19 protein-coding genes and 1 pseudogene are annotated in these 22,535 nt (G+C 37.7%); 18 read left to right on the top strand and 2 right to left on the bottom strand.

The window, feature by feature from the left end; genetic code table 11:
• Window positions 1-8: 8 nt before the first annotated feature.
• On the top strand, window positions 9-1,070 hold the full coding sequence (gene mraY, locus HPB14_RS04235; protein WP_000967173.1) for a phospho-N-acetylmuramoyl-pentapeptide-transferase: 1,062 nt from the start codon (window positions 9-11) through the stop codon (window positions 1,068-1,070).
• Window positions 1,071-2,339, top strand: coding sequence for a UDP-N-acetylmuramoyl-L-alanine--D-glutamate ligase (gene murD / locus HPB14_RS04230; RefSeq protein WP_000703489.1), 1,269 nt, complete (start codon window positions 1,071-1,073; stop codon window positions 2,337-2,339). It begins immediately after the preceding gene.
• Here the strand turns inward: murD and HPB14_RS04225 are convergent.
• Entirely contained in the window at window positions 2,336-2,596 is a 261-nt protein-coding gene (locus HPB14_RS04225) for an HP0495 family protein (protein WP_001138680.1), read from the bottom strand. The two genes, murD and HPB14_RS04225, sit on opposite strands and share 4 nt — an antisense overlap.
• Window positions 2,586-2,987, bottom strand: a complete 402-nt coding sequence (gene ybgC / locus HPB14_RS04220) for an acyl-CoA thioesterase YbgC (RefSeq protein ID WP_001203787.1) — start codon at window positions 2,985-2,987, stop codon at window positions 2,586-2,588. The genes HPB14_RS04225 and ybgC overlap by 11 nt, the downstream gene beginning before the upstream one ends.
• 230 nt (window positions 2,988-3,217) lie before the next feature.
• Here ybgC and HPB14_RS04215 point away from each other — a divergent pair, with 230 nt between their 5' ends.
• From HPB14_RS04215 to cagE, 16 genes and pseudogenes are all read left to right on the top strand, one after another.
• Window positions 3,218-4,546, top strand: coding sequence for a sodium-dependent transporter (locus HPB14_RS04215; RefSeq protein ID WP_000526568.1), 1,329 nt, complete (start codon window positions 3,218-3,220; stop codon window positions 4,544-4,546).
• Window positions 4,547-4,556: 10 nt separating this feature from the next.
• The gene (locus HPB14_RS04210; protein ID WP_000514611.1) at window positions 4,557-5,885 is read left to right on the top strand and encodes a sodium-dependent transporter; all 1,329 of its coding nucleotides are present in this window, start codon (window positions 4,557-4,559) and stop codon (window positions 5,883-5,885) included.
• 14 nt (window positions 5,886-5,899) lie between these two features.
• Window positions 5,900-6,967, top strand: coding sequence for a phospholipase A (locus HPB14_RS04205; RefSeq protein WP_000836094.1), 1,068 nt, complete (start codon window positions 5,900-5,902; stop codon window positions 6,965-6,967).
• Between the two features lie 55 nt (window positions 6,968-7,022).
• Window positions 7,023-8,147 (top strand): DNA polymerase III subunit beta, encoded by a 1,125-nt coding sequence (gene dnaN, locus HPB14_RS04200; protein WP_000704198.1) that lies wholly within the window; start codon window positions 7,023-7,025, stop codon window positions 8,145-8,147.
• A 12-nt stretch (window positions 8,148-8,159) separates the two neighbouring features.
• Complete coding sequence (gyrB, locus tag HPB14_RS04195) at window positions 8,160-10,481, top strand: DNA topoisomerase (ATP-hydrolyzing) subunit B (RefSeq protein WP_001182035.1); 2,322 nt, start codon at window positions 8,160-8,162, stop codon at window positions 10,479-10,481.
• A 45-nt stretch (window positions 10,482-10,526) separates the two neighbouring features.
• Window positions 10,527-11,519, top strand: coding sequence for a hypothetical protein (locus tag HPB14_RS04190; RefSeq protein WP_001048398.1), 993 nt, complete (start codon window positions 10,527-10,529; stop codon window positions 11,517-11,519).
• Complete coding sequence (locus HPB14_RS04185) at window positions 11,506-12,144, top strand: R.Pab1 family restriction endonuclease (protein ID WP_000052858.1); 639 nt, start codon at window positions 11,506-11,508, stop codon at window positions 12,142-12,144. Before HPB14_RS04190 ends, HPB14_RS04185 begins: the two co-directional genes overlap by 14 nt.
• Window positions 12,145-12,352: 208 nt before the next feature.
• Complete coding sequence (gene csd3, locus HPB14_RS04180; protein ID WP_000231107.1) at window positions 12,353-13,573, top strand: peptidoglycan DD-metalloendopeptidase Csd3; 1,221 nt, start codon at window positions 12,353-12,355, stop codon at window positions 13,571-13,573.
• Entirely contained in the window at window positions 13,573-14,211 is a 639-nt protein-coding gene (locus HPB14_RS04175; RefSeq protein ID WP_000120009.1) for a hypothetical protein, read from the top strand. Before csd3 ends, HPB14_RS04175 begins: the two co-directional genes overlap by 1 nt.
• Window positions 14,212-14,221: 10 nt before the next feature.
• A complete protein-coding gene (gene pgbA / locus HPB14_RS04170; RefSeq protein ID WP_041199487.1) occupies window positions 14,222-15,574 on the top strand; it encodes a plasminogen-binding protein PgbA in 1,353 nt (450 codons plus the stop codon).
• Window position 15,575: 1 nt separating this feature from the next.
• Window positions 15,576-16,955, top strand: a complete 1,380-nt coding sequence (gene glcD, locus HPB14_RS04165; protein WP_014658487.1) for a glycolate oxidase subunit GlcD — start codon at window positions 15,576-15,578, stop codon at window positions 16,953-16,955.
• A gap of 22 nt (window positions 16,956-16,977) precedes the next feature.
• The gene (gene dapB / locus HPB14_RS04160) at window positions 16,978-17,742 is read left to right on the top strand and encodes a 4-hydroxy-tetrahydrodipicolinate reductase (protein WP_000690488.1); all 765 of its coding nucleotides are present in this window, start codon (window positions 16,978-16,980) and stop codon (window positions 17,740-17,742) included.
• A gap of 479 nt (window positions 17,743-18,221) precedes the next feature.
• A complete protein-coding gene (cagB, locus tag HPB14_RS04155; protein WP_000428889.1) occupies window positions 18,222-18,449 on the top strand; it encodes a cag pathogenicity island protein B in 228 nt (75 codons plus the stop codon).
• Between the two features lie 154 nt (window positions 18,450-18,603).
• A complete protein-coding gene (gene cagC / locus HPB14_RS04150; protein WP_000668099.1) occupies window positions 18,604-18,951 on the top strand; it encodes a cag pathogenicity island type IV secretion system protein CagC in 348 nt (115 codons plus the stop codon).
• A 1-nt stretch (window position 18,952) separates the two neighbouring features.
• A pseudogene (gene cagD / locus HPB14_RS04145) lies at window positions 18,953-19,575 on the top strand (cag pathogenicity island type IV secretion system protein CagD).
• Between the two features lie 8 nt (window positions 19,576-19,583).
• Window positions 19,584-22,535, top strand: a complete 2,952-nt coding sequence (gene cagE / locus HPB14_RS04140; protein ID WP_000495949.1) for a cag pathogenicity island type IV secretion system ATPase CagE — start codon at window positions 19,584-19,586, stop codon at window positions 22,533-22,535.

Genomic DNA, 22,535 nt, shown 5'->3' with positions numbered 1-22,535 from the left:
GGGATTTTATGCTTTATTCTTTACTATACGGCTATTTCAATATCAATCTTTTCCAATACTTGACTTTTAGAGCAGGGTTAGGGTTTTTCATAGCCTTTTTCCTCACGCTTTTTTTAATGCCTAGATTCATTCTATGGGCCAAGGCTAAAAAGGCTAATCAGCCCATTTCAAGCTTTGTGCCAAGCCACCAGAATAAAAAGGATACCCCTACGATGGGGGGGATTGTGTTTGTTTTTGCAACCATTGTTGCGAGCGTGTTGTGTGCGTCTTTGGGCAATCTTTATGTGTTGTTAGGGATAATCGTGCTAGTGGGCTTTAGTTTTGTGGGTTTTAGAGACGATTATACTAAAATCAACCGGCAAAGCAACGCTGGGATGAGCGCGAAAATGAAATTTGGCATGCTTTTTATCCTTTCGCTTATAGTGTCTGTTTTATTGAGCCTTAAGGGGTTAGACACTTTTTTATACGCGCCTTTTTTGAAAAACCCCTTGTTTAAAATGCCCACGATGTTAGCGGTTGGTTTTTGGGTGTTGGTTTTTTTATCCACGAGCAATGCGGTGAATTTAACCGACGGGTTAGACGGCTTAGCGAGCGTGCCTAGCATTTTCACCCTTTTAAGCCTTTCTATCTTTGTGTATGTGGCAGGGAATGCGGAATTTTCTAAATACTTGCTTTATCCTAAAGTCATAGATGTGGGGGAATTGTTTGTGATTTCGTTAGCGTTAGTGGGATCACTCTTTGGTTTTTTGTGGTATAACTGCAACCCGGCAAGCGTGTTTATGGGCGATAGCGGGAGTTTGGCAATAGGAGGGTTTATCGCTTATAACGCTATTGTTTCGCATAATGAAATCTTACTCGTTTTAATGGGATCTATTTTTGTAATAGAAACTTTGTCGGTGATCTTGCAAGTAGGGAGCTATAAAACCCGTAAAAAACGCCTTTTTTTAATGGCGCCCATCCATCATCATTTTGAGCAAAAGGGTTGGGCAGAAAATAAGGTGATCGTGCGTTTTTGGATCATTTCCATGCTGAGTAATTTAGTCGCTCTTTTAAGCTTGAAGGTGCGCTGAATGAAAATTTCTTTATTGGGGCATGGCAAAACCACTCTAGCCTTAGGGCGTTTTTTTAAAAAAAACCATAACGAAGTCAAATTTTTTGATGATAAATTCCCTTCATTTTTTAAGGATAGCGAGGGTTTTCTTTGCTATCCCTGTAAGGATTTCAACCCTAATGATTCCCAACTAGAGATAGTCAGCCCTGGTATTAGTTTCACGCACCCTTTAGTGATAAAAGCCAAGCATTTAGTGAGCGAATACGATTATATTGACAGCTTGTTTGATTCGGTTTTCACGCCTACTATAATCAGTATTAGCGGCACTAATGGTAAAACCACCACGACAGAAATGCTCACCACGCTTTTAGAAGATTTTAAGGCTGTGAGTGGGGGGAATATCGGCACGCCCTTGATTGAATTGTTTGAAAAACAATCGTCCTTGTGGGTGCTAGAAACAAGCTCCTTTTCTTTGCATTACACCAATAAGGCTCACCCTTTAATCTACTTGCTCATCAATGTAGAAGCCGATCATTTGACTTGGCATTGCAATTTTGAAAATTATTTGAACGCTAAACTCAAGGTTTTATCGTTGATGCCTAAAACTTCGCTCGCTATCCTCCCTTTAAAATTCAAAGAACACCCCATTATTCAAAACTCGCAAGCGCAAAAAATCTTTTTTGACAAAAGCGAAGAGGTTTTAGAGTGTTTAGAAATCCCTTCTAACGCCCTTTCTTTTAAGGGAGCGTTTTTATTGGATGCTGCTTTAGCCCTTTTAGTTTATGAGCAATTTTTAAAAATAAAGAATTTAAAATGGCAAGACTATAGAGAAAACGCCCTTAAAAGACTGAACGCTTTTAAAATTGGCTCGCACAAAATGGAAGAATTTAGAGATAAACAAGGGCGTTTGTGGGTAGATGACAGCAAGGCCACGAATATTGATGCCACCTTACAAGCCCTAAAAACCTTTAAAAACCAAAAAATCCATTTGATTTTAGGGGGCGATATTAAAGGAGTTAATTTAACCCCCCTTTTTGAAGAGTTTAAGAACTATGAAATAAGCCTTTATGCGATAGGATCAAGCGCTTCTATTATCCAAGCCTTAGCGTTAGAATTTAATGTTTCTTGTCAGGTTTGTTTAAAGTTAGAAAAGGCGGTTGGAGAAATTAAAAGCGTTTTATTGCAAAATGAAATCGCTTTGCTTTCACCCAGCGCGGCCAGTTTGGATCAATTTTCTTCGTATAAAGAAAGGGGTGAAAAATTTAAAGCGTTTGTTTTAAAAGATTAAAGTGCATGCACCACAACCTCTAATTGTGAGATTTTTTGAAAAATCTCATTCCGTTCTGCTTCGCTTGAAACTTCCATAGAAACATTAAAGCTATAAAATTTAGCGTTTTTAGAAGTGTTTTTAAATTCCAATTTAAAGGGGCGTTGGTAGGTTTCTAAAAGCTCTTTTAACACGCTTGTATCTTTAGTAGTCATAATCACCCTATAATCCCAAAGACAAGGGTAAATAATGGTGGGTTTTTCTAAATCAGACGGCACTAAGAAGCTCCTTAAACAATTTAGGAATGGCAATAGGGCTGTATGTAGAGCGGTTGACAAAGCCAAACTTGATTTCTGAAGCAAAGACTTTAAAAGGCTTCATAGGCTCTAAAGAAGCGTTTTGGATACAATAAATTTCTTGAAAAAGCACCACAAAAACCTTTCTTAATTCTTTAATTTGCGTTCTTATCTCTAAGACTTGGCCTAAACTCGCAGGGGTGAAAAAATCCGCTTTGATAGAGCGGATGACAAACACGCCTTCTTCATTTTCTGGCAAGATATTCTGTTTAAAAAAAAACTCACTCCTAGCCCTTTCGCAATATTTCAAATAATTCGCATGATAGACCACGCCTTCAGAGTCGGTATCTTCGTAATATACCCTACAGCGCATTAATTCCCCTTACTTAAATAATGAAATTTTCTTAAAATTATACAATATGTAACTTAACTATAGTATAATCTAGGGGCGTTGCTCTATATTTTTTAGGTATTTTTGAAGTGGGTTTTTCCTTAAATCTTAAGATTTTTAAAGATTTCAAAAAACTAATACAGCAATAGTTAAACGATTAAGGACATAGCCTCTTAATTTTAATCATTGACAAGGAGTTTGGTAGTTAGGATATGGGTAATCATTTTTCTAAATTAGGATTTGTTTTAGCGGCTTTAGGGAGTGCGATAGGTTTAGGGCATATTTGGCGCTTTCCTTACATGACTGGGGTGAGCGGTGGGGGTGCTTTTGTTTTATTGTTTTTATTTTTATCTTTAAGCGTTGGCGCGGCGATGTTTATCGCTGAAATGCTATTAGGACAAAGCACGCAAAAAAATGTAATAGAAGCTTTTAAAGAGCTTGACATTAACCCTAAAAAACGCTGGAAATACGCAGGGCTTTTGCTTATTTCTGGGCCATTAATACTGACTTTTTACGGCACTATTTTAGGTTGGGTGCTTTATTATTTGGTGAGTATTAGTTTTAATTTGCCTAGCAATATCCAAGAATCTGAACAAATTTTTACTCAAACTTTGCAGTCTATAGGGTTACAATCCATAGGGCTTTTTAGCGTTTTATTCATAACCGGATGGATTGTTTCTAGGGGGATTAAAGAAGGGATTGAAAAACTCAATCTAGTCTTAATGCCCTTACTCTTTGCCACTTTTTTTGGTTTGCTTTTCTATGCGATGAGCATGGATTCTTTTTCTAAAGCTTTCCATTTCATGTTTGATTTCAAGCCAAAAGATTTGACCTCTCAAGTGTTCACTTATTCCTTGGGGCAGGTTTTCTTTTCTTTAAGCATCGGTTTAGGGATCAATATCACTTATGCTGCGGTTACAGATAAAACGCAGAATTTGCTTAAAAGCACTATTTGGGTGGTTTTATCAGGGATTTTAATTTCTCTTGTGGCAGGGCTTATGATTTTCACTTTTGTGTTTGAATATGGGGCGAATGTCTCACAAGGCACAGGGTTAATTTTCACTTCTTTACCGGTGGTTTTTGGCCAAATGGGAGCGATAGGCGTTCTTGTTTCAGTTCTTTTCTTGCTCGCGCTCGCTTTTGCTGGCATCACTTCTACGGTGGCTTTATTAGAGCCAAGCGTGATGTATCTTACCGAAAGGTATCAATACTCTCGTTTTAAGGTTACTTGGGGTCTTGTAGTGCTAATTTTTGTGGTAGGCGTGGTGTTGATTTTCTCGCTCCATAAGGATTATAAAGATTATCTCACTTTCTTTGAAAAAAGTCTTTTTGATTGGTTGGATTTTGCCTCAAGCACCATTATCATGCCTTTAGGCGGGATGGCAACCTTTATTTTTATGGGCTGGGTTTTGAAAAAAGAAAAATTGCGTCTTTTAAGCACGCACTTTTTAGGCCCTAAATTGTTTGCAACTTGGTATTTCTTGCTTAAATATATCACCCCTTTAATTGTGTTTTCTATTTGGTTGAGCAAGATTTATTAAAATATTTAGCATGGGAAAATTTTCTAAATTAGGCTTTATTTTAGCCACTTTGGGTAGCTCTATCGGTTTAGGGCATATTTGGCGCTTTCCCTATATGGTAGGTCATAATGGGGGGAGTGCGTTTGTGCTTTTATATCTGGTGCTAACCTTGAGTTTAGGCATTGCTATGCTTTTAGTGGAAATGCTGATTGGGAATTTGGGTAAAAAAGATGTTGTTTCTAATTATCAAATCTTAGATCCTAAAAGGAAAAAATATTACCCTTTCACTTCTTTTTTTATTTTAGGCGGCCCTCTCATTTTATCCTTTTATGCGGTGGTGTTAGGCTGGGTGCTTTACTATCTTTTTGTAGTAACTTTTGATTTGCCTAAAGATTTAGAGCAAGCCAAAATGCAATTTAGCACGCTCCAAAATGGCAGTTTAATCTGGCCTGTTATTGGCTTTAGTGCATGCTTATTGTCGACAATATGGTTTGTTTCTAGGGGGATTGAAGAAGGGATTGAAAAATTAAATGTAGTGCTGATGCCGTTGTTGTTTGTGATTTTCATAGGGCTTTTAATCTATGCGATGACTTTAGAAAGCATGCCTAAAGCTTTGCGCTTTTTATTTAATTTTGAGATTCAAAAGATTGATTTTAAGGTTGTGATGGACGCTTTAGGGCAGATGTTCTTTTCTTTGAGTTTGGGGGTAGGCACGATCATTACTTATTCGGCTTTTACGCCTAAAAAAGAAAATCTACTCAAAAGCTCTCTATTTATTGTTTTACCGGGTATTTTAGTTTCTTTGATTGCCGGGGTGATGATTTTTACCTTTGTGTTTGAATACCATGCAGACGTGTCTCAAGGGCCAGGGCTTGTTTTTATTTCCTTACCTTTAACTTTCGCTAAAATGGGAATAAGCGGGCAGATCGTTTCGCTTTTTTTCTTTATGGCCCTTGTTTTTGCCGGGATCACTTCTATGGTTTCTTTGGTAGAGCCTTTAGTGCTTTATTTAATCAATCGTTTTAATTTCTCGCGCCTTAAGGCATCGCTATGGATAGGGATCGTTGTGTATGTTTTAGGCGTTTTAGTCATTCTTTCCATGAATGAACGATACGCTAAGTTTTTGAGCTTCGCTCATAAGAGCGTGTTCGGGTGGTTGGATTTCATCACTTCTTCGTTTTTAATGCCTTTGGGAGGCTTGTTTTCAGTCTTATTTGTGGGGTGGGTTTTAAATAAAAAGCGTTCTTTTTTAGCCACGAAGCACTTCTTTAATATAAACGCCTTTAAAGCATGGCATTTTAGCGTTCGTTTTATCGCACCTGTAGTGATTTTAGCGATTTTCATCTTGCAATTTAAGTGAAATAAGGATGCTTGATGAAAAGCATTTTGATCTTTATGATTTTTGTAGTTTGTCAGTTAGAGGGCAAAAAATTTTCACAAGATAATTTTAAGGTGGATTATAACTACTATTTGCGTAAACAGGATTTGCACATCATTAAAACGCAAAACGATTTGTCCAATGCCTGGTATCTCCCTCCACAAAAAGCCCCCAAAGAACATTCTTGGGTGGATTTTGCTAAAAAATATTTAAACATGATGGATTATCTAGGCACTTATTTTTTGCCTTTTTATCATAGTTTCACCCCCATTTTTCAATGGTATCATCCTAATATCAACCCGTATCAACGCAATGAGTTTAAGTTCCAAATCAGTTTTAGAGTGCCTGTATTTAGGCATATTCTTTGGACTAAAGGCACGCTTTATTTGGCTTATACCCAAACTGACTGGTTTCAAATTTATAATAACCCTCAATCCGCTCCCATGCGAATGATCAATTTCATGCCTGAACTCATCTATGTTTATCCTATTAATTTTAAACCTTTTGGGGGTAAAATAGGGAATTTTTCTGAAATTTGGATAGGTTGGCAGCACATTTCTAATGGCGTGGGAGGCGCGCAATGTTACCAGCCTTTTAATAAAGAAGGTAATCCTGAAAACCAATTCCCAGGAGGGCCTGTAATCGTTAAAGATTATAACGGGCAAAAAGACGTGCGCTGGGGGGGGTGTCGTTCGGTGAATGCGGGGCAACGCCCTGTGTTTCGTTTGGTGTGGGAAAAGGGAGGCTTGAAAATCATGGTCGCTTATTGGCCCTATGTCCCTTATGATCAATCCAACCCTAATTTGATTGATTACATGGGGTATGGTAACGCTAAAGTTGATTACAGGAGAGGGCGCCATCATTTTGAATTGCAACTTTATGATATTTTCACGCAATACTGGCGTTATGATCGCTGGCATGGAGCTTTCCGCTTAGGCTATACCTACCGCATTAATCCTTTTGTGGGGATTTATGCACAGTGGTTTAACGGCTATGGCGATGGCTTGTATGAATACGATGTTTTTTCCAATCGTATAGGGGTAGGAATACGCTTGAACCCTTAAAAAAGCGTTCTTTTATGCTATAATAAGACTAAAAATTCAAGGGGATTATTCAGCTATGAAAATCAGTGTTAGTAAAAACGATTTAGAAAATGCTTTGCGCTATTTGCAAGCTTTTTTGGATAAAAAGGACGCTTCTTCTATCGCTTCACACATCCATTTAGAAGTCATTAAAGAAAAGCTTTTTTTAAAGGCTAGCGATTCCGATATTGGGCTAAAAAGCTATATTTTTACGCAATCTAGCGATAAAGAGGGCGTAGGCACGATCAACGGGAAAAAGTTTTTGGATATTATCTCATGTTTAAAAGACTCCAATATTATTTTAGAAACTAAAGATGATAGCTTGGTGATCAAACAAAATAAAAGCTCTTTCAAACTCCCCATGTTTGACGCTGATGAGTTCCCTGAATTCCCTGTTATTGAGCCAAAAGTGAGTATAGAAGTCAATACTCCTTTTTTGGTGGATGCGTTTAAAAAGATCGCTCCCGTGATTGAGCAAACCAGCCACAAAAGGGAATTAGCCGGTATTTTAATGCAATTTGATCAAAAACATCAAACCCTTTCAGTAGTAGGCACGGATACCAAACGGCTCTCTTACACGCAGTTAGAAAAAATCTCTATCCATTCCACTGAAGAAGACATCTCTTGCATTTTACCTAAAAGAGCTTTATTAGAAATCCTTAAGCTTTTTTATGAAAATTTCAGTTTTAAAAGCGATGGCATGCTAGCGGTGGTTGAAAACGAAACGCACACTTTTTTCACCAAGCTCATTGATGGGAATTACCCTGATTATCAAAAAATCCTCCCTAAAGAATACACTTCTTCTTTCACTTTAGGCAAGGAAGAATTTAAAGAGAGCATTAAATTGTGCAGTTCTTTAAGCTCCACCATTAAACTCACTTTAGAAAAAAACAACGCTTTGTTCGAATCTTTGGATTCTGAGCATAGCGAAACGGCTAAAACCTCTGTTGAGATTGAAAAAGGTTTGGATATTGAAAAAGCCTTTCATTTGGGCGTGAACGCTAAATTTTTCCTTGAAGCCTTGAACGCTTTAGGGACAACGCAATTTGTTTTAAAATGCAATGAGCCTTCATCGCCTTTTTTGATCCAAGAACCCCTTGATGAAAAGCAAAGCCACTTGAGCGCCAAAATTTCTACTTTGATGATGCCAATCACACTATAAAGGCCGATTTGAATGCAAAATTACCAGAGCCATAGTATTAAGGTTTTAAAAGGCTTAGAGGGGGTTAGGAAACGCCCTGGAATGTATATTGGCGATACCAATGTGGGTGGGTTGCACCACATGGTGTATGAAGTCGTGGATAACGCTGTAGATGAGAGCATGGCGGGTTTTTGTGATACGATTAACATCACTTTGACTGAGGAAGGTTCATGCATTGTAGAAGATAACGGGCGAGGCATTCCTGTAGACATTCACCCCACGGAAAAAATCCCCGCTTGCACCGTGGTTTTAACGATTTTGCATGCAGGGGGCAAGTTTGATAATGATACTTATAAAGTTTCAGGCGGTTTGCATGGCGTGGGCGTTTCGGTTGTGAACGCCTTGAGCAAACGCTTGATTATGACCATTAAAAAAGAGGGTCAAATCTATCGCCAAGAGTTTGAAAAGGGTATCCCCATTAGCGAGCTTGAAATCATTGGCAAAACCAAAAGCGCTAAAGAAAGCGGCACGACCATTGAATTTTTCCCTGATGAAAGCGTGATGGAAGTCGTTGAATTTCAAGCGGGTATTTTGCAAAAGCGCTTCAAAGAAATGGCGTATCTTAACGACGGCTTGAAAATTTCTTTCAAAGAAGAAAAAACCCAACTGCAAGAAACTTATTTCTATAAAGACGGCTTGAAACAATTCGTGAAAGACAGCGCTAAAAAAGAATTGCTCACCCCCATTATTTCGTTTAAAAGCATGGATGAAGAAACGCGCACTTCTATAGAGGTCGCTTTAGCGTATGCTGATGATTACAATGAAAACACCTTAAGCTTTGTGAATAACATTAAAACTTCTGAGGGTGGCACGCATGAGGCGGGCTTTAAAATGGGCTTGTCTAAAGCGATTTTACAATACATTGACAATAACATTAAAACCAAAGATTCGCGCCCCATTTCTGAAGACATTAAAGAGGGCTTGATCGCTGTTGTGAGCTTGAAAATGAGCGAGCCGTTATTTGAAGGGCAGACTAAATCCAAACTCGGCAGCTCATATGCGCGCACGTTGGTTTCAAAATTAGTCTATGACAAAATCCATCAGTTTTTAGAGGAAAACCCTAACGAAGCTAAAATCATCGCTAATAAAGCCCTACTAGCCGCAAAAGCTAGAGAAGCCAGCAAGAAAGCCAGAGAGCTTACAAGGAAAAAGGATAATTTGAGTGTCGGCACTTTGCCTGGAAAATTAGCCGATTGCCAGAGTAAAGACCCCTTAGAGAATGAAATCTTTTTAGTGGAGGGCGATAGTGCGGGCGGGAGCGCTAAACAAGGGCGCGATAGGGTTTTCCAAGCGATCTTGCCCCTAAAGGGTAAGATTTTAAATGTGGAAAAAAGCCATTTGTCAAAAATCCTAAAATCAGAAGAAATTAAAAACATGATCACGGCTTTTGGGTGCGGCATTCAAGAGAGTTTTGATATAGAAAGATTGCGCTATCATAAAATCATTATCATGACCGACGCTGATGTGGATGGGAGTCATATCCAAACCTTGCTGATGACTTTTTTCTATCGTTATTTACGCCCATTGATTGAACAAGGGCATGTTTATATCGCTCAAGCCCCTCTTTACAAATACAAGAAAGGCAAGACAGAAATTTATCTTAAAGACAGCGTCGCTTTGGATCATTTTTTAATTGAGCATGGCATCAATTCGGTGGATATTGAAGGGATTGGCAAGAACGATTTGATGAATTTATTGAAAGTGGCGCGTCATTACCGCTACGCGCTTTTGGAATTAGAAAAACGCTACAATTTGCTAGAAATTTTACGCTTTCTCATTGAAACTAAGGACGCCTTAAGCCTTGATATGAAAGTTTTAGAAAAAAGCATTTTGGAAAAATTAGAGGGTTTGAATTATCAGATCTTACGCTCTTTTGCCACTGAAGAAAGCTTGCATTTGCATGCACAAACCCCTAAAGGCTTGGTGGAATTTAATTTAGATGACAACCTTTTTAAAGAAGTGTTGTTTGAAGAAGCGAATTACACTTACCAAAAGCTTATGGAGTATAATTTAGATTTCTTAGAAAATAAGGACATTTTGGCGTTTTTAGAAGAAGTGGAAAACCACGCTAAAAAGGGAGCGAATATCCAGCGCTATAAGGGGCTAGGCGAGATGAACCCTAATGATTTATGGGAAACGACCATGCATAAAGAAAACCGCAGCTTGATCAAACTCAAAATTGAAGATTTGGAAAAAACCGATGCGATCTTTTCGCTTTGCATGGGCGATGAAGTAGAGCCTAGAAGAGCCTTTATCCAAGCGCATGCTAAAGATGTGAAACAGTTGGATGTGTAAGGGATTTTAATCGCCACTCCTAAACATTTAACCAAGCGAGAGAGCGTGAATTTAGGGGCTTACTATACGCCCCCTTATTTAGTGGATTGTGCTTACAGGCTTTTAAAAAAGCATGTTGGTATTGAAAAATACACGCTTTTAGACACCGCATGTGGCAATAAAGAGTTTTTAAAACTCCACCACCCTAAAAAAATAGGAGCGGATATTGACCCTAAGTGTGGTGCTTTAATAATAAACGCTCTAGTTAATCCTAAAAGAGAAAATTATGGCGTTAGCCAAGATGAACCTTTAATCATCGTGGGCAATCCCCCCTATAACGATAGAACTTCCTTTATCAAACAAGATATTAAAAATAAAGATTTCATCTTTGAAATAGACAACGAATTGAAATCCAGGGATTTAGGGATAAGTTTTTTAAAATCTTTTGCAATTTTAAAGCCGGCGTTCATTTGCGTGTTACACCCTTTATCTTATCTCATCAAAGAAGCTAATTTTAAGCAATTAAAGCTATTTAAGGATCATTACAGGCTTTTAGACGCTTTAATTGTTTCTTCTAAATCTTTCACTAAAAGTAACGAATTTCCTATTGTGATAGCTTTATATGAGCGAGGGCGAATGGACTATGCAGAGATTAGGCGTTTTATTTTTCCAACTGATTGCAATACGACGCTATGTTTAAACGATTTTGATTATATAGCCAATTATGTGGATAAATACCCTAACGCTAAAAAGGTTGATGCATGCGTGGGCTATTTTTTCCCTATGCGAGACATTAACGCTCTCAAATGCAACAAAACTTTTTTAAACGCGCCAAGCGAAAATGCGGTGTATATCAGTCAAGATAAATTGATTTATTACCAATATATCCATTATTTTAAGGAAATCGCCCCTAAAATCCCTTATTATTTTGGTAATTTGGATATTATTATTGATCATTTTGCTTTTTTAGAAATTAAAGACGCTTTTTTAAAAGATAAAAGAGTGCGTTTAGAATATTTTAAAAAATTGTTTCAAGGACACCCTTGTGAGTTTGATTAGGATTGATGATAATAAAAAAGCGATTGAGGTTTCTATTCCTTTAACTTCAATTTCAGGCAAAGTGCGTGTGAAAATCAGACATGCCTTTAGCGATTATGGCATTTCAACAGCGACTAGAAAAATCCCTTTTAGTTTAAAACATTATGTAGAGTGGCAAATCGGTTATGATGTCCCCATTAAAGATAAAGAAAAATTTGAACTCACTACCCTAAAAGATGAAAAATATCATTTTTTAGGGGCTAATAATAAAATAAAAACCCTTTATGAATTGAGCGAAATGATTGATTACGCTAAGCGATTGGGTTTAATCAGTTTAGAAAATTTAGAAAATACTTTAAAATATTTAGAAAAACAAAAACAATTTATAGAAGATAATTTTATGATTACAAGAGAAAGATTTAGATCGCATCAATTTGGGGGCATGGATTTTTGCTTTTCTATTTTGGAATTAAAAACCACTACCCCCTTATTAAATAGAACGGCTGCACTCAAAGAACATGCCCTTTTAACTATCCATAAAACCAACGCTCTTATGTTTTTAGAAATGCTTAAAATTTTTGGACTTTTAAGCCAAGCGCACCATAACGATGTGTTAAAGATTTTAGAAAAAATACTTCAAAATTAACAATGATACGAATTGTTAGAAAGGGAATATCCAACGCTATAAGCTTTAGGCGAGGTAAACCCGTTTATGGGAAATAACCATGCATCAATACAACGCACTTCATAAAGCTATAAAAACAAGGCTAGGCTTTAAACTTGTATCGTTTTTCTTTAATGGCTTATGTTATACTAATAAAATACAGATTCAATTGAAGGCATTAAACGACTGCATGGTATTTTTTCATAAGAAAGTTATTTTAAATTTTATCTATTTTTTAATGGTTGCTTTTTTATTCCATTTATCCTATGGGGTTCTTTTAAAAGCCGATGGAATGGCTAAAAAGCAAACTCTTTTAGTGGGCGAAAGGCTTGTGTGGGATAAGCTCACGCTGTTAGGGTTTTTAGAAAAAAATCGTATCCCTCAAAAACTCTACTACAATTTGAGCTCTCAAGATAAAGAATTGAGCGCTGAAATCCAAAGCAATGTTACCTATTACACTTTAAGAGATGCTAACAACACGCTCATTCAAGCCCTTATCCCTATAAGCCAGGATTTACAAATCCATATTTACAAAAAAGGGGAGGATTATTTTTTAGACTTTATCCCTATTATTTTCACTCGTAAAGAAAAAACTTTGCTTCTTTCTTTACAAACTTCGCCCTATCAAGATATTGTCAAAGCCACCAATGACCCCCTTTTAGCCAACCAATTGATGAACGCGTATAAAAAAAGCGTGCCTTTTAAACGCTTAGCAAAAAACGATAAAATCGCTATCGTTTATACAAGGGATTATCGTGTGGGGCAAGCGTTTGGCCAACCAACCATTAAAATAGCCATGATTAGCTCTCGTTTGCACCAATACTATCTCTTTTCCCATTCAAACGGGCGTTATTACGACTCAAAAGCGCAAGAAGTGGCAGGGTTTTTACTAGAAACCCCGGTGAAATACACCCGCATTTCTTCGCCTTTTTCTTATGGGAGGTTCCATCCTGTCTTAAAAGTTAGACGGCCTCATTACGGCGTGGATTATGCGGCTAAACATGGCAGTTTGATCCATTCTGCTTCAGATGGCCGTGTGGGTTTTATAGGGGTTAAGGTGGGGTATGGGAAAGTAGTTGAAATCCATTTGAACGAATTGCGCTTGGTGTATGCTCACATGAGTGCGTTTGCTAACGGATTGAAAAAAGGCTCGTTCGTTAAAAAAGGGCAAATCATAGGAAGAGTGGGGAGCACGGGTTTAAGCACCGGGCCGCATTTGCATTTTGGCGTGTATAAAAACTCCCGCCCCATTAATCCTTTAGGCTATATCCGCACCGCTAAAAGCAAATTACACGGCAAGCAAAGAGAGGTTTTTTTAGAAAAAGCTCAGCATTCTAAGCAAAAATTAGAAGAACTTTTTAAAACCCATCCTTTTGAAAAAAATTCATTTTATCTTTTAGAGGGTTTTTAATGTCTTATTTTAAGAATATTTTCAATCAAAAATCTTTAGTAGATGATTCCAGTGTGTATTTAGAGCCTTGTTCTGGCTCTAATTTCATAGAATTAAAGCGCATGCATTATAATGAAGAGAATACTAAGAAAACATGGGATATTATTAAGTCTTTAGACAGCGTGGCGGTTTTACTCTATGAAAAAGAATCCGATTGCTTTGTGATTGTGAAACAATTCCGCCCAGCCATTTATGCTCGTAACTTTTATTTTAAGCGCGATCAAGATCAAACTATTGACGGATACACTTATGAATTGTGCGCGGGGCTTGTGGATAAAGCTAATAAGAGTTTAGAAGAAATCGTTTGCGAAGAAGCGCTAGAAGAATGCGGTTATCAAATTAGCCCTAAAAATTTAGAAACCATAGGCCAATTTTATAGCGCGACTGGGTTGAGCGGGAGTTTGCAAACGCTCTATTACGCTGAAGTGTGTGCGGATTTGAGGGTTTCAAAGGGTGGGGGGATTGATGCCGAAAAGATTGAAGTGCTGTTTTTAGAGCGATCAAAAGCTTTTGATTTTGTAATGGATTTTCAATACGCTAAAACCACCGGATTGTCTTTAGCCATTTTGTGGCATTTAAAAAAGTTTAAAAATGTTTAAAAGGAATTTTATGTTAAGGCTTTTGATAGGACTTCTTTTAATGAGTTTTATAAGCTTGCAATCAGCCTCTTGGCAAGAGCCCTTAAGAGTGAGTATAGAATTTGTGGATTTGCCTAAAAAAATCATTCGTTTTCCAGCTCATGATTTGCAAGTGGGGGAGTTTGGTTTTGTCGTTACTAAACTTTCAGATTATGAAATCGTTAATTCTGAAGTGGTCATTATTGCTGTTGAAAATGGAGTCGCAACGGCTAAATTCAGAGCGTTTGAGTCTATGAAACAAAGGCATTTACCCACTCCAAGAATGGTCGCTAGAAAGGGCGATTTAGTCTATTTTAGGCAATTCAACAACCAAGCGTTTTTAATCGCTCCTAATGATGAACTCTATGAGCAAATCAGAGCGACTAACACCGATATTAATTTTATTAGTTCTGATTTGTTGGTTACTTTTTTGAATGGGTTTGACCCAAAAATCGCTAATTTAAGGAAAGCGTGCAACGTTTATAGCGTGGGGGTGATTTATATTGTAACCACGAACACGCTCAATATTTTAAGCTGTGAGAGTTTTGAAATTTTAGAAAAAAGAGAGTTGGATACAAGCGGCGTTACTAAAACTTCTACGCCGTTTTTTTCTAGGGTTGAGGGCATTGATGCAGGCACGCTAGGGAAACTTTTTTCAGGCAGTCAATCTAAAAATTACTTCGCTTACTATGACGCTTTAGTCAAAAAAGAAAAACGAAAAGAAGTAAGGATTGAAAAGAAAGAAGAAAGGATTGATGCTAGAGAAAATAAACGAGAAATCAAGCAAGAAGCCATTAAAGAGCCTAAAAAAGCCAATCAAGGCGCAGAAAACGCTCCCACTTTAGAAGAGAAAAACTACCAAAAAGCAGAGCGAAAACTTGACGCCAAAGAAGAAAGGCGTCGTTCAAGAGATGAAAGGAAAAAAACTAAAGCCACCAAAAAGGCTATGGAATTTGAAGAAAGAGAAAAAGAGCATGATGAAAGGGACGAAAAAGAGACTGAAGAAAGAAGAAAAGCTTTAGGAATGGATAAAGGCAATGAAAAAGTCAATGCCAAAGAAAACGAGCGAGAAATCAAGCAAGAATCCGCTAATGAGCCAAGTAGTGAAAACAACGCCACTCCAAAAGACACAGAAAATACTTCTGTCTTAAAAGAGAGTGCCACTAAAAAAGAAGCGCCAAAACCAAGCTCTAAAGAAGAAAAACGCCGCTTGAAAGAAGAAAAGAAAAAAGCCAAAGCCGAACAAAGAGCGAGAGAATTTGAACAAAGAGCGAGAGAGCATCAAGAAAGAGATGAAAAAGAGCTTGAAGAGCGAAGAAAGGCGCTGGAAGCGGGTAAAAAATAACATGTTAGACCAACAACACATTAAATATTTTAAAAACCTGGTAGGGGGAGAGGATTTTTTCACCGATTTAGCACATTTGAACGCTTATTGCTATGACGCTACCAAAGAAAGGCATTTGCCTAGCGGCGTGATTTTCCCTAAAAACGAGCGAGAAATCAGCCAGATTTTAAAATACTGCAACGAGCACCGCATCATCGTTGTGCCTAGGGGGGCTGGGAGCGGTTTTACAGGGGGAGCGTTGAGCGTGAGTGGGGGGCTAGTTTTAAGCGTAGAAAAGCATTTGGATAAGATTTTAGAGATTGACACTAAAAATTTGATCGCTAGAGTAGAACCGGGCGTGATTAACAAGCATTTTCAAAACGAAGTGGAAAAATTGGATTTATTCTACCCCCCAGATCCAGCGAGTGAGAGTCAAAGCACTTTAGGGGGGAATGTCGCTGAAAATGCCGGTGGCATGCGCGCGGCTAAATACGGCATCACTAAAGATTATGTCATGGCTTTAAGGGTGGTTTTAGCGAATGGTGAAATCATAAGGGCGGGCAAAAAAACGATCAAAGATGTCGCCGGCTTTAATATCGCAGGGCTGATGATCGCTAGTGAGGGGTGTTTGGGCGTGATTTCTGAAATCACTTTAAAGCTTTTAGCCAAACCGCCCCTAAAACAGAGCGCGATGGGGGTTTTTAACCATATTGAAGACGCCATGAACGCCGTTTATAAGACAATGAGCGGTGGGGTTACGCCTGTAGCGATGGAATTTTTGGATAATTTGAGCATCAAAGCGGTTGAAGAGAGATTTTCTAAAGGCTTACCCAAAGACGCTGGAGCGATACTCATCACTCAAGTGGATGGCGTGGTTAAAGAGCAGATTGCATGGCAACTCAATGAGATAGAAAAGCACTTCAAAGCCAATGGGTGCGTGGATTTTAAGATCGCTCAAAACGAACAAGAAGAGCAGGATTTATGGTTTTCAAGGCGTAACGCTTCTCAAAGTATTAGCGTTTATGGTAAAAAGAAATTGAATGAAGACGTAACCGTTCCTAGAGCGAGTTTGCCGAGTTTGTTGCAAGAAGTCGCCAAAATCAGCCAAAAATACGGCTTTAAAATCCCTTGTTTTGGGCATACGGGCGATGGCAATGTGCATGTGAATATCATGCTAGAAGATCCTAAAAAAGATTTAGAAAAAGGGCATCAAGCTATGGAAGAGATTTTTCAGGCCGCTATTAGTTTGGAGGGGACTTTAAGCGGGGAGCATGGCATAGGCTTGTCTAAAGCCAAATTCATGCCTTTAGCGTTTAATCACAGTGAAATGGAGCTTTTTAGGAATATTAAAAAAGCCCTTGATCCTAACAATATTTTAAACCCTTTTAAAATGGGGCTGTAAGATTTAAAAGCAAGGAAAGTGCATGAAAATCGGTGTTTATGGAGCGAGCGGTCGTATAGGGAAACTGCTTTTAGAAGAATTAAAAGGGGGGTATAAGGGATTAGCGCTATCTAGTGTGTTTGTCAGGCAAAAATGCGAAACGGATTTTAGCCATTTTTCGCACGCCCCTTTAGTAACCAATGATTTAAAAGCGTTTGTGAGGGCATGCGAATGCGTGATTGATTTTTCTTTGCCTAAAGGCCTGGATAATTTGCTAGAGGCTCTTTTAGAATGCCCTAAAATTTTAGTTTCTGGCACAACCGGTTTAGAAAAAGAAACGCTAGAAAAAATGCAAAAATTAGCCTTAAAAGCACCACTTTTGCATGCGCACAACATGTCTATAGGGATTATGATGCTCAACCAATTAGCCTTTTTAGCTTCTTTGAAATTAAAAGATGCGGATATTGAAATTGTAGAAACGCACCACAATCTCAAAAAAGACGCGCCGAGCGGCACTGCGTTGAGTTTGTATGAAACTTGCGCCAAGGCTAGGGGGTATGATGAAAAAAACGCTCTCACCACTCACAGAGAAGGTTTGCGCTCTAAAGAAAGCATTGGCATAGCCGCTTTAAGGGGGGGCGATGTTGCCGGGAAGCACACGATAGGGTTTTATTTAGAGGGCGAATGCATAGAGCTTAGCCATACGGCGACTAACCGATCTATTTTTGCTAAAGGGGCTTTAGAAGTGGCCCTGTGGCTTAAGGATAAAGCCGCTAAAAAATATGAAATCAGCGAAATGTTTGGTTGAACGCTTGAACCTTTTTTGTATAGATGATTCACGCTTCTATAATGAAATACCGCTCTTTGTTAGCCTTATTAAAGGGCTTTTACTGCTATAAGGGATATTGCTGACAATCAAGCTGTATTAAAAGGGTTTGTTTTGTAAGGATTGATCTTGCCTTGGGTTAGTAACATATATAATATTTGGCATTTTTTCATTAATATTGAAAAAGTCCGATCGTTGCAGGCGTCTAAAGGCTAGGAACGATTCACATTTTTACCCACAATTAACAAAAATTTGCTAAAATGGACAAATTTTAACAAAGAAAAGAAATTAAGAAATGAGCCTTTTTGAAGAAATCAAATGCAACGCTAAAGATGGTTGGAGAAATGGTTAGACAAGGTGAGTGCATGAAGCGTTCTAAAAATAGTTTGGTTTGTGTGTGTCATACTTACCATTAAGTATTATTTGCAATTAAGCGTTTGTGATCCACATTGGGAAATAAAATGGAAAACAAATCAATAGGACAGATTTTCAAAGATAGCCTCAAAAAAAGTTTCTTTAGTGGTCTATGGAGTTGCTTAAAATGGAGCTTTATTCTCACTCTGATCAGCTTGGGTTTGTTTTTGCTTGTTTTTAGGTTTCAACCTGAGACGATTAAAAAATACATCAAAGATCCTAAAGATCTGCAATTCTACAACGACTTGAGAAAGAAAAATGGTTGGGACAAGTAGGTTTATTGTCCCTGAATTATGTCAGTTGTCAAACAAAAGCGTCGCTTTTGATTTAAATTATGAAGTAGCACTTGTATGAATAGTAACTAGATAGTATAAAAATACTTTTTTTTTGGTATACTCAAGCGATTGATTTCAATTTGAAAGGAAACGCATGAAATTTTTTACAAGAATCGCTGACAGCTACAAGAAAGTTGTAGTAACTTTAGGGCTAATGGTAACAACCAATCCTCTAATGGCGGTTACCAGTCCTGCAACAGGCGTCACTGAAACTAAAACTTTGGTTATTCAGATCATTTCTGTTCTAGCGATCGTAGGTGGTTGCGCTTTAGGGGTCAAAGGCATAGCGGATATTTGGAAAATCTCTGATGACATCAAAAGAGGTCAGGCGACCGTTTTTGCTTACGCGCAACCCATAGCTATGTTAGCGGTGGCAGGCGGTATTATCTATTTGAGCACTAAGTTTGGCTTCAATATTGGCGAAAGTGGAGGAGCTAGCTAAATTGATCAATAATAATAGTAATAAAAAACTGAGAGGCTTTTTTTTGAAAGTTCTCTTAAGTCTCGTTGTTTTCAGTTCGTATGGGTTAGCAAATGACGATAATCAAGCCAAAAAGGAAGCGCTAGAAAAAGAAAAAAACACTCCCAATGGGCTTGTTTATACGAATTTAGATTTTGATAGTTTTAAAGCGACTATCAAAAATTTGAAAGACAAGAAAGTAACTTTCAAAGAAGTCAATCCCGATATTATCAAAGATGAAGTTTTTGATTTCGTGATTGTCAATAGAGTCCTTAAAAAAATAAAGGATTTGAAGCATTACGATCCCATTATTGAAAAAATCTTTGATGAAAAGGGTAAAGAAATGGGACTGAATGTAGAATTACAGATCAATCCTGAAGTGAAAGACTTTTTTACTTTCAAAAGCATCAGCACGACCAACAAACAACGCTGCTTTCTGTCATTGCGCGGAGAAACAAGAGAAATTCTATGCGATGATAAGCTATATAATGTTTTATTGGCCGTATTCAATTCTTATGACCCTAATGATCTTTTGAAACACATTAGCACTATAGAGTCTCTCAAAAAATCTTTTATACGATTACATGTGAAGCGGTATATCTATAAAGAGAGGGGTGTTTGTGGCAAGCAAGCAGGCTGATGAACAAAAAAAGCTAATCATAGAGCAAGAGGTTCAAAAGCGGCAGTTTCAAAAAATAGAAGAGCTTAAAGCAGACATGCAAAAGGGTGTCAATCCCTTTTTTAAAGTCTTGTTTGATGGGGGGAATAGGTTGTTTGGTTTCCCTGAAACTTTTATTTATTCCTCCATATTTATATTGTTTGTAACAATTGTATTATCTGTTATTCTTTTTCAAGCCTATGAACCTGTTTTGATTGTAGCGATTGTTATTGTGCTTGTAGCTCTTGGATTCAAAAAAGATTATAGGCTTTATCAAAGAATGGAGCGAGCGATGAAATTTAAAAAACCTTTTTTGTTTAAGGGCGTGAAAAACAAAGCGTTCATGAGCATTTTTTCCATGAAGCCTAGTAAAGAAATGGCTAATGACATCCACTTAAATCCAAACAGAGAAGACAGACTTGTGAGCGCTGCAAATTCCTATCTAGCGAATAACTATGAATGTTTTTTAGATGATGGGGTGATCCTTACTAACAACTATTCTCTTTTAGGCACAATCAAATTGGGGGGCATTGATTTTTTAACCACTTCCAAAAAAGATCTCATAGAGTTACACGCTTCTATTTATAGCGTTTTTAGGAATTTTGTTACCCCTGAATTCAAATTTTATTTTCACACTATTAAAAAGAAAATCGTTATTGATGAAACCAATAGGGATTATAGTCTTATTTTTTCTAATGATTTCATGCGAGCCTATAATGAGAAGCAAAAGAGAGAAAGTTTTTATGATATTAGTTTTTATCTCACCATAGAGCAAGATTTATTAGACACTCTCAATGAACCCGTTATGAATAAAAAGCATTTTGCAGACAATAATTTTGAAGAGTTTCAAAGGATTATTAGAGCCAAGCTTGAAAACTTCAAGGATAGGATAGAGCTCATAGAAGAGCTACTGAGTAAATACCACCCCATTAGATTAAAAGAATACACCAAAGATGGCATTATTTACTCCAAACAATGCGAATTTTACAATTTTCTTGTGGGAATGAATGAAGCCCCTTTTATTTGCAACCGAAAAGACTTGTATCTCAAAGAAAAAATGCATGGAGGGGTGAAAGAAGTTTATTTTGCTAATAAGCATGGAAAAATCTTAAATGATGACTTGAGTGAAAAATATTTTAGCGCTATTGAAATTAGTGAATACGCCCCTAAATCACAGAGCGATTTGTTTGATAAAATCAACGCTCTAGACAGCGAATTTATCTTTATGCATGCTTATTCGCCTAAAAACTCACAGGTTTTAAAGGACAAACTGGCTTTCACCTCTAGAAGAATTATTATTAGTGGAGGCTCTAAAGAGCAGGGCATGACTTTAGGTTGCTTGAGCGAATTAGTGGGTAATGGTGATATTACGCTAGGCAGTTATGGTAATTCTTTAGTGCTGTTTGCTGATAGCTTTGAAAAAATGAAACAAAGCGTTAAGGAATGCGTCTCTAGTCTTAACGCTAAAGGTTTTTTAGCCAACGCAGCGACTTTCTCTATGGAAAATTACTTTTTTGCCAAACATTGCTCTTTTATCACGCTTCCTTTTATTTTTGATGTAACTTCTAATAATTTTGCTGATTTCATCGCTATGAGAGCTATGAGTTTTGATGGCAATCAAGACAATAACGCTTGGGGCAATAGTGTGATGACGCTAAAAAGCGAGATCAATTCGCCTTTTTATCTGAACTTCCACATGCCTACCGATTTTGGTTCAGCTTCAGCGGGACACACTTTGATACTTGGTTCAACCGGTTCAGGTAAGACAGTGTTTATGTCCATGACTCTAAACGCTATGGGGCAATTTGCTCACAATTTTCCTGCTAATGTCAGCAAAGACAAGCAAAAGCTCACTATGGTCTATATGGATAAAGATTATGGCGCTTATGGGAATATTGTCGCAATGGGTGGGGAGTATGTCAAGATTGAATTGGGGACAGATACAGGATTAAATCCTTTTGCTTGGGCGGCTTGTGTGCAAAAAACAAATGCAACAATGGAGCAAAAACAAACAGCTATTTCTGTTGTCAAAGAGCTTGTGAAAAACCTAGCGACCAAAAGCGATGAAAAAGATGAAAATGGCAACAGCGTCTCTTTTAGCCTAGCAGATTCTAACACGCTTGCAGCGGCAGTAACCAACCTTATCACAGGAGATATGAACCTAGATTATCCCATCACTCAACTTATTAATGCTTTCGGGAAAGACCACAATGATCCTAATGGGCTTGTCGCACGATTAGCGCCTTTTTGCAAATCAACCAATGGTGAATTTCAATGGCTTTTTGATAATAAAGCAACAGATCGCTTAGATTTTTCAAAAACGATTATTGGCGTTGATGGGTCAAGTTTCTTAGACAATAATGATGTTTCACCCTTTATTTGTTTTTACCTTTTCGCTCGTATCCAAGAGGCAATGGATGGGCGTAGATTTGTCTTAGATATTGATGAAGCGTGGAAATATTTAGGCGATCCAAAGGTGGCTTATTTTGTGAGAGACATGCTAAAAACTGCAAGGAAAAGAAACGCTATTGTCAGGCTTGCGACTCAAAGCATCACTGATCTTTTGGCTTGCCCTATTGCTGATACGATTAGAGAACAATGCCCTACAAAGATTTTTTTGAGAAACGATGGGGGCAATCTTTCTGATTACCAAAGATTGGCTAATGTTACAGAAAAAGAATTTGAAATCATCACTAAGGGGCTGGATAGGAAAATCCTCTACAAACAGGATGGAAGCCCTAGCGTTATCGCTAGTTTTAATTTGAGAGGCATTCCTAAAGAATATTTGAAAATTTTATCCACAGATACTGTATTTGTCAAAGAAATTGACAAGATTATCCAAAACCATAGTATCATAGATAAATATCAGGCCTTGAGGCAAATGTATCAACAAATAAAGGAGTATTAA

The organism is Helicobacter pylori HUP-B14 (genome assembly GCF_000259235.1).
Lineage (GTDB): Bacteria > Campylobacterota > Campylobacteria > Campylobacterales > Helicobacteraceae > Helicobacter > Helicobacter pylori_CU.
Note: the sequence above shows the minus strand (reverse complement) of the source record. Positions and strands in the feature narration are given on the sequence as shown.